This window comes from Stenotrophomonas sp. STEN022, from assembly GCF_056760155.1.
Window position 1 is genome coordinate 19,859 of sequence record NZ_JBRREG010000066.1, and the last position, 8,067, is coordinate 27,925.

The following is an 8,067-nucleotide window of genomic DNA, read 5'->3' on the forward strand; positions in this document are numbered from 1 at the left end:
CTGCCCACACAACCCGAAGCATTCGACCATCAGGCCCGACAGCTGCAGCAGCAGGCCGATGCCGCGCTGTCCCCAGCTACCCTTGCGCGGCTGCGACAGGCCCGTCAGCAGGCCAGCATGGCGAGAACGCCATCGGTATGGCGCCGCCATCGCTGGTGGCTGGCTACCGCCTGCTCGGCGCTGCTGGCCGTGCCGGTGGCAATGCAGTTCAACCACAGCGCGCAGCCGCCTGCCGCACCCCCGATTGCCAGCCAGAGTGCCGACGCTGGCGACGATAGCTTGCTGTTCGACGAAAGCCCGGAGCTCTACCTGTGGCTGGGCTCCGACAATCTGGCGATGGAATGACGACGATGAAGAACGGACTGCCCTACCTGCTACTGCCGTTGCTGCTGATCTGTGCCAGCGCCCCGGCAACCGCCCAACAGCAGCTACCCGAATGGGATCAGCTGACCCCTGCCCAGCGCGAGACCCTGATCGCGCCGGTACGTGATCGCTGGAACAGCTCCTCCCCCGAGCGCCGCCTGCGCAACTACGAGCATGCCCGCAGCTGGCAACAGATGACACCGGAGCAGCGCGAGCAGGCCCGACGCGGCATGCACCGCTTCGAGAACATGTCACCCGACCAGCGCCGCGATGCGCAGGCGCTGTTCGACAAGATGCGCGGCATGGACAAGGACCGGCGCCAGCAGCTGCGCGAGCAATGGAACAGGATGAGCCCGGAACAGCGCCGGCGATGGGTGCAGGCCAACCCGCCAGCGGCTCGCTCCCCGCGCTGATCCGGCCCGTAGTGCCGAGCCATGCTCGGCAGAGGCTTCCTTCCGCAGCAAAAAGCCGCCCTCACCCCAACCCCTCTCCCGCATGCGGGCGAGGGGCTAAAGCCGGGGCCGATCCAGCCCTGTAGTGCCGAGCCATGCTCGGCAGGGGCTGTCCAAGCAATACCAGCGCCATTGTGGGAGCGGCGTAAGCTGCGAAGTTGACGTCAATGAAATTACGGACCAGCCTGTATCCCGACGGATAGCTGGCTTCGCGACTTACGCCGCTCCCACAAGGTCTGTCGGCGAGGCTTCAGCCGAGCATGGCTCGGCTCTACCCCTCCCTGCCGGTCAGACCGGCGGGATCTCACCGCCAGCCGGGCGCTGTGGCCATACCGTTTTGGCCAACAACTCATCGTTCCAGTCGAATGACAACCTGCCATCCTTCAGGAACAGGGCCACGAAGTTGTAGACGTTGCGCGCGAACATCTCACTCGCGTGTACCGCGCCCATGCTGGCCAGGTTGAGCGGACCAGCAACCGTCACCCCCCCAACCTCGATGGTTTGCCCCGGTTGGGTAGCTTCGCAGTTGCCGCCGGTTTCAGCCGCCAGATCGACGATGACGCTGCCCGGGCGCATGCCCGCCACCATCGCCGCGGTGACGATCTTCGGCGCCGGACGCCCCGGCACCGCCGCGGTGCAGACCACCACATCCACGCCTTTCAGATGTTCGGCCAGACGACGTTGCTGCTCGGCACGCTCGTCGTCGGTCAGTTGCCGGGCATAGCCGCCCTCACCCGCTGCGCTGACACCCAGGTCCAGGAACTTGCCGCCCAATGACTCGATCTGCTCACGGGTTTCCGGGCGCACATCGAAGCCCTCGACCGCAGCACCCAAGCGCTTGGCGGTGGCAACGGCCTGCAGGCCCGCAACACCGGCGCCAACGATCAACACCTTGGACGGACGGATAGTGCCGGCGGCGGTGGTCAGCATCGGGAAGAAGCGCGGTGCCAACTGCGCGGCGATCAAGGTCGCCTTGTAACCGGCCATGCCGGCCTGCGAGCTGAGTACATCCATCGCCTGCGCACGGGTGGTACGCGGCAATCGTTCCAGCGGAAAGGTCAGCAGCTGCCGCGCCTGCAGCGCAGCCGCGCGCGCGGGGTCGGCTTCAGGCTGCACACCGCCCACCAACACCGCCCCAGTCTTCAGGCGGGCAATGGTGGACAAGGATGGCGCCTGTACGCACAACACAAGGTCCGCGCCTTCCAAACCGTCACCCAGCTGAGCACCAGCATCCACATAGGCCTGATCGGGGAAGCCCGCGGCCGTACCCGCGCCGGCCTGCAGGTGTACCTGCGCGCCGGCTGAAACAAGCTTTTTCACCGTTTCCGGCGTGGCGGCAACGCGTCGCTCGCCCTCAGCGGTTTCCTTCAATACCAAGACATCTACGGCCATTCCAGTCCTCGATGCGCAGCGGATCAACCGCCGGATCCTAGCAAAGCCGGTGCCCTGTGCGGCAGGCCTTGGCCTGCCGGTTTGCGATCAGTGTGTCGCGCCCTGCGGCTCAAGGCGGTCGATCACACCTTGCATGGCGCTGTCGAAGGCGCCGTCATCCACGTGCGGACGCAGCCGCTCCAAGCGCACCATCACCGCCAGTTCTTCCGGCGAGGCCACGCAGAAGCGGATGCCGCGACGGTTGACGAACAGCAGCCGCGAGGAGATCGGGCTCACCCACGACAACTTGCCGGCCTGCATCTTGCCGTCCTTGTCGATGAAATCCAGCCAGGTGCCAATCTCCATCCGGCGGAAACGCTCGGCATCAGTGTCGTCGAAGTCTTCGGCCTTGGTCGCGCTGCCAAACTCGATGGCCGGCGTTTCCGGCGCTGGCGGCGTCGGCAGGGCAACCTGTGGCAGTTCCGGCAGCGCCCGTTCCAGTTCCGGGCGCAGTTCGGCGATGGACTGCAAGGTGTCGTGCAAGGCATCGATCGCGGTGGTGCCGCCATCGCCATGCAGGCCAACACTGGCAAACACTTTCCGCAGGCCCGGCTGGCAGGACTGCAGCCACGGCTTGCCGACGATATGACGACGCGCCTCGACCACTTCTTCCAGTACGTCGTCGGCCAGCTTCAAGGCCTCGGTCACACCCTCGCCTTCGTCACCTTCGCGCAGCAAGGTGAGGGTGAGATGGTGATTCCAGGGCTGGCGCAGGAAATCTGCTATGGCCTTGGGCAGGGTCGCGTCGGCAACACGCTTGTCCAGCTCGGCAGCGGCACGGTTGCGTGCGACTTCCAGTTTTTCCTGGCCGCGCTGGGTTTCCGCCGCACGCCGTTCAGTGATCTCAACCCGGCGCCGATGCTGGGCCAGGAAGTCGCGGAATTCTTCTTCCAACGTCAGGAAGATCGCCAGGTTTTCGTTGAACTCGGCGGTCAGCCGTTCAATGATTTCTTCGACCTTGCCCATCAGCGCGCGCTCGGCCTGGCTTTCACCGGCATTGCCTTCGCAGGCCTCGGCCAGCGAATTGAGCAGCTTGCGTGCCGGATGGGTCTTCTGCACGAACATGCGCCGGTCGAGCATGGCGACCTTGACGAAAGGCACCACCAGCCGACCAATCAGCTCGCGTGAGCGGCCTTCCAGATCACGCTCGTCCAGCATCACGTCAAACAGCATGCCGACCAGGTCGATGGCATCCTCGTCCTGCGGGTCCAGGTGCGCCTGCTGCGGATCCACACCGAGGCGTGTGGCACCGGACAGCACTTCACTCTTGAGCCGTTGCGCCAGCGATTCACCGTCTTCACCCACCGCCGCACGCAAGGTTGCGCTGGGCGTGGCCTGCAACAGCGACAACACCGACATCATCTCGCGCTGGTTCAGGGAGCGCTGATAGCCAGCACCGCCCTGCCCCGCGTCCGCAGAAGCCCCCGCTGCGCCCTCTCGGGTCTGCCGGCTTTGCGCCAGCAGTTCGTGCAGTGCTTCCAGCACCATGTTCTGTGGATTGCCAAAGGCCTGTTCGGCCTCGAAGCCCGCCGCAGCCTGTGCGGCAGCCTGGCCTGCCATGCTGCCGCGGCGCTGGCTCCAGCGCTCGGAAAAGCGTCGCGCCCACATCGGCGCGTGGCCAGGGTCAAATCCGTCGTCTTCTTCCTGCGCGGCCTGTGCCAGCTGCTCGGCCGACGGCCGTTGCTGGCTGGAGCGGCGTGGCGAGGCGATCTCCGGCGCGGCACCGGCCTGGGCCAAGCGCTCGTCCACTGCCTCGTACAGCTTGCCGATACCGGCAGCAAACTCACGCTCGCACAACTTGAACAGCACCAGCCGTACTTCCGCGGCCAGGTCACAGGTATAGAACGCCTCGTGCACGGCAACACCAATGTGCTCCGGGCCGATCGGGTTGGTATCGGCATCCAGCGCCGCCACCCCGGCCACCCAGGCCAAGCGGTGATCGATGCGCAGCAATACCTGCTTCCAGTCGCGCAGCAGCACGGTGGCAAAATTGCGCACGGCCAAGCGTGACTCAAGAATGTGTTCGGGGACCAGGCTCAGACCGCCGTCGCTCTGCCCGGCCAGCACGGTTTCAGCCGACTGCGGTGTGCCGGCTTCCAGCGCGGCCCAGGCCTGCTGCAGGTGCGAGTCGAAGCGACGGGAGATTTCATCGCGGCGGCGACGCAGCTCGCGCATGCCATCCAGGAACGCCAGCTGCGACGGGCCAGCCGTCTCGGCGCGGTCGAACAAGGCGTCATCAAACCCCGCCAGCACCTTGGCAAAAGCCTGTGACAGCACAGGCAAGGCAGCCTCGCGGGCCACGCCAAGCAGGTTCTGGTTACGACCGGGCTGACCGGCGGGATGCGGACTGGACATCATGCGCAAAGGCTCCACACCCTTCCAGGCGCTGCTCTTCTGATAAACGGTTTAGGAAATGCAGACGCGGCCCCTGAATCCGCACGCGCATGGTAGGCGGAGAAGATGAACAGGGTAAGTGATGCAGTGCGCATTTCCCACCTCATGATCGCTTCGCCTCAATACCAGCAATGCTAAGCGTGTCAGCGTTTATTAGCGACCCACGGTTTGTTCAGGGCACACAACGCAGCGCACAAAACTGACCCCGGCAAGCGCGAAGGGGCAGGTACATCGGCGGCGTCTATAATCAATAGCCGCCTCAGCCCCCGTGACCCATGTCCGACAACTGCTTCCTGCAAGCGCTGGATCAGCGCCATTCGGTGCCCTCCCTGCAACTGGGCGAGCCTGCGCCGGACTCCGCCACCGTGCTGCGCATGCTGCAATCGGCGGTACGCGTGCCGGATCATGGCAAGATGGTGCCGTTCCGCTTCCTGCGCCTGCAGGGCGAGGCCCGCCACGCCCTGGGAGAATTCCTGGCCCAGCGCAGCCGCCAGCGCGACCCCAATGCATCCGAAGCGGCGGTCGAGAAGGACCGCCAACGTTTCTCGCATGCACCGCTGATCATCACCGTGATTGCCCGCCTGCAGGACAACCCCAAGGTGCCCGCACAGGAGCAGTTGCTCACCGCCGGCTGCGCCTGCTTCGCGCTGCTGCAGGCGGCGCAGGGCTGCGGCTTCGGCGCACAGTGGCTGACCGCGTGGATGGCCAGCGACCCGGAGGTCGCCCGCCATCTGGGCCTGGCCAGCAACGAGCAGATCGTCGGTTTCATCCATATCGGCACGCCCAAGATCGCCGTCCCTGACCGCGAACGGCCCGATCCGGCAGCGCTGCTGCAGGACTGGCAGCCGTGAATGCTGCCAATGCTCCACTGCAGCCGCTCTACCTGATCGACGCCAGCCTGTATGTGTTCCGCGCCTGGCACTCGATCCCCGACGAGTTCCAGGATGCGCAGGGTTGGCCGGTGAACGCAGTTCACGGTTTTGCCCGCTTCCTGCTCGACCTGCTGGAGCGCGAGCGCCCGCAGCACATCGCCGTGGCTTTCGACGAAGCGCTGGACAGCTGTTTCCGCCACGCGCTGTATCCGGCCTACAAGGCCAACCGTGATCCGGCCCCGGATGAACTGCGCCGCCAGTTCGCCCATTGCAAGGCACTGTGCGCTGCGCTGGGGCTGGAAGTACTGGCCGACCGCGAGTACGAGGCTGACGACCTGATCGGCAGTGCCCTGCACGCCAGCCGTGGTCGCCTGCGCGGCGTCATCGTCTCGGCCGACAAGGACTTGTCACAGCTACTGCTGGAACACGACGAGCAGTGGGACTACGCCCGCAATCAGCGTTGGGGCGCGGACGGGGTGAAGGCGCGGCAAGGTGTGCATGCGCACCAGGTGGCCGACTATCTGGCCCTGTGCGGCGATGCAGTCGACAACATCCCCGGCGTCTCCGGCATTGGCGCCAAATCGGCGGCAGTGCTGCTGGCCCATTTCGGCAGCATGGATGCCCTGCTCGAACGCATCGACGAAGTACCGTTCCTGCGCCTGCGTGGCGCAGCCACGATGGCGGTGCGGCTGCGTGAGCAGCGCGAGCAAGCACTCCTGTTCCGCCAGCTGACCACGGTTGCCCTGAACGCCCCGCTGCACAATGCCGCAGGCGGTTTCGTGCGCGCCAATGGCGACGGCGACATGCTTGGCGGGTTGTGTGAGGCGCTGCGCTTTGGCCCGATGACCCGGCGCCGGCTGATGACTGCAGCCGGCCTGCAATCCCCTTCCACTCCAGCCAACGAGTTCGCATGAGCCAGAACACTGCTGAACCCCGCGTCGTCTACGAAGGCAAGTACCAGCGCATGCTGGTGCGCGGCACCTGGGAGTACAGCGAGCGCACCCATGCTGGCGGGCTGGCTGCGATCATCATCGCAGTCACCCCCGATGATGAAGTGCTGTTCGTCGAGCAGTTCCGCGTGCCACTGCAGGCGCGCACCATCGAGATGCCGGCCGGGCTGGTTGGCGATATCGATGCAGGTGAATCCATCGAGGTTTCAGCCGTACGCGAGTTGGAAGAAGAGACTGGTTGGACCGCCGACCACGCCGAAGTGCTGATGATCGGCCCCACTTCCTCCGGCGCCAGCAGCGAGAAGATCGCCTTCGTGCGTGCCACCGGCCTGCGCAAGGTCGGCGACGGCGGCGGCGATGCCAGCGAAGACATCACCGTGCACAGCATCCCGCGCCAACGCGCTGCAGCCTGGCTGGTGGAGAAAATGGGCGAAGGCTACGAGCTGGACGCGAAGTTGTGGGCTGGCCTGTGGATGATCGAACACCATCTGGATGGGCGTCCGCGTGGCTGACTCAGGCTTGCAAGGCGTCGCCCCACTGCTCGGTGCCGATGATCCGGCGGTCTTCACTGTTCACAACCCGCGCGGCACTTCACCGTTCCTGCTGCTGGCCGACCATGCCGGCCAGCGCGTGCCGCAGGTATTGCAGGACCTTGGTCTGCCGCAGGCTGAACTGGACCGCCATATCGGCTGGGATATCGGCATTGCCGGCACCACCCGCGCCTTGGCCAAGCGCCTGGATGCCTGGGCCATTGAACAGACCTATTCGCGGCTGCTGATCGACTGTAACCGGCCATTGGTATCGCCGACGCTGATTCCGGAAGTCAGCGATGGCACTGCTGTTCCCGGCAATCGCGGTCTTGATCCACAGCAACGCCAGCAGCGCATTGATGCGATCCACGCGCCCTACCATGCACGGATCGACGCCGAGCTCGACCGTCGCCGCGATGCCGGCATGCCGACCTTGCTGGTGATGATGCACAGCTTCACCCCGGCAATGAACGGCGCCCAGCGCCCTTGGCATGTCGGCGTGCTTTATCACCAGGACACCCGCTTCGCGCATGCGCTGCTGCAGGCATTACGCAAGGAAGGCGACCTGGTGGTTGGCGACAACCAGCCGTATTCGGTCAACAGCAGCAGCGACTACGCGGTGCCGGTGCATGGCGAAGGCCGTGGACTGGTGCATGTGGAACTGGAGATCCGCCAGGATCTGATTGCTGATGCTGAAGGCCAGCAGGCCTGGGCCGAGCGGCTGGAGCGGATTTTCCGCGGTTTGCAGCCTGCACTGCTCGCCATGCAGGAACCTGGCAGCGCCTTGTTGTAGGAGCGGCGTGAGCCGCGAAGCCGGTGAACTTTCGGACGCAGTACCGGCAAGTCCCCTGCCGAGCATGGCTCGGCACTACACGGGCACTGTGTTGTCCACACAGGCTGTGCCCTGACGGTTACACAAGCTGTGGATAAGCTCGCACAAGCCTTGCGCGCCAAGCCTTTGCAGGAACTGGTGATTTTTTGATCACGCAGAAGCCAGGTAGTGGGGGGGGGGGGGGGGGGGGGGGGGGGGGGGCGGGGAGGGCGAGCCGCGGCGAGGGCGGGGGGGGCGCGCGGG

The 8,067-nt window shown here is 65.6% G+C and carries 8 protein-coding genes; 6 read left to right on the plus strand and 2 right to left on the minus strand.

Translation table 11 applies throughout. The features are described from left to right. Positions 1-345 (plus strand): hypothetical protein, encoded by a 345-nt coding sequence (locus tag ACVOMF_RS14030; protein ID WP_481509851.1) that lies wholly within the window; start codon positions 1-3, stop codon positions 343-345. Positions 346-350: 5 nt separating this feature from the next. Continuing rightward, positions 351-776 (plus strand): DUF3106 domain-containing protein, encoded by a 426-nt coding sequence (locus ACVOMF_RS14035; protein WP_481509844.1) that lies wholly within the window; start codon positions 351-353, stop codon positions 774-776. A 327-nt stretch (positions 777-1,103) separates the two neighbouring features. On the opposite strand, the gene ACVOMF_RS14040 is transcribed toward ACVOMF_RS14035, so the two are convergent. Next, positions 1,104-2,207, minus strand: a complete 1,104-nt coding sequence (locus ACVOMF_RS14040) for an NAD(P) transhydrogenase subunit alpha (RefSeq protein ID WP_481509845.1) — start codon at positions 2,205-2,207, stop codon at positions 1,104-1,106. Positions 2,208-2,294: 87 nt separating this feature from the next. Continuing rightward, the gene (locus ACVOMF_RS14045) at positions 2,295-4,604 is read right to left on the minus strand and encodes a DUF1631 domain-containing protein (RefSeq protein ID WP_481509846.1); all 2,310 of its coding nucleotides are present in this window, start codon (positions 4,602-4,604) and stop codon (positions 2,295-2,297) included. A gap of 311 nt (positions 4,605-4,915) precedes the next feature. Here ACVOMF_RS14045 and ACVOMF_RS14050 point away from each other — a divergent pair, with 311 nt between their 5' ends. The 4 genes from ACVOMF_RS14050 to ACVOMF_RS14065 are packed head-to-tail and all read left to right on the plus strand — an operon-like array spanning position 4,916 to position 7,785. Next, on the plus strand, positions 4,916-5,491 hold the full coding sequence (locus tag ACVOMF_RS14050) for a nitroreductase family protein (RefSeq protein WP_481509847.1): 576 nt from the start codon (positions 4,916-4,918) through the stop codon (positions 5,489-5,491). Continuing rightward, entirely contained in the window at positions 5,479-6,426 is a 948-nt protein-coding gene (locus ACVOMF_RS14055) for a 5'-3' exonuclease (RefSeq protein ID WP_481509852.1), read from the plus strand. The genes ACVOMF_RS14050 and ACVOMF_RS14055 overlap by 13 nt, the downstream gene beginning before the upstream one ends. Then, entirely contained in the window at positions 6,423-6,974 is a 552-nt protein-coding gene (locus ACVOMF_RS14060) for an NUDIX hydrolase (protein WP_303748991.1), read from the plus strand. The genes ACVOMF_RS14055 and ACVOMF_RS14060 overlap by 4 nt, the downstream gene beginning before the upstream one ends. After that, on the plus strand, positions 6,955-7,785 hold the full coding sequence (locus tag ACVOMF_RS14065; RefSeq protein WP_481509848.1) for an N-formylglutamate amidohydrolase: 831 nt from the start codon (positions 6,955-6,957) through the stop codon (positions 7,783-7,785). The genes ACVOMF_RS14060 and ACVOMF_RS14065 overlap by 20 nt, the downstream gene beginning before the upstream one ends. Positions 7,786-8,067: the final 282 nt, after the last annotated feature.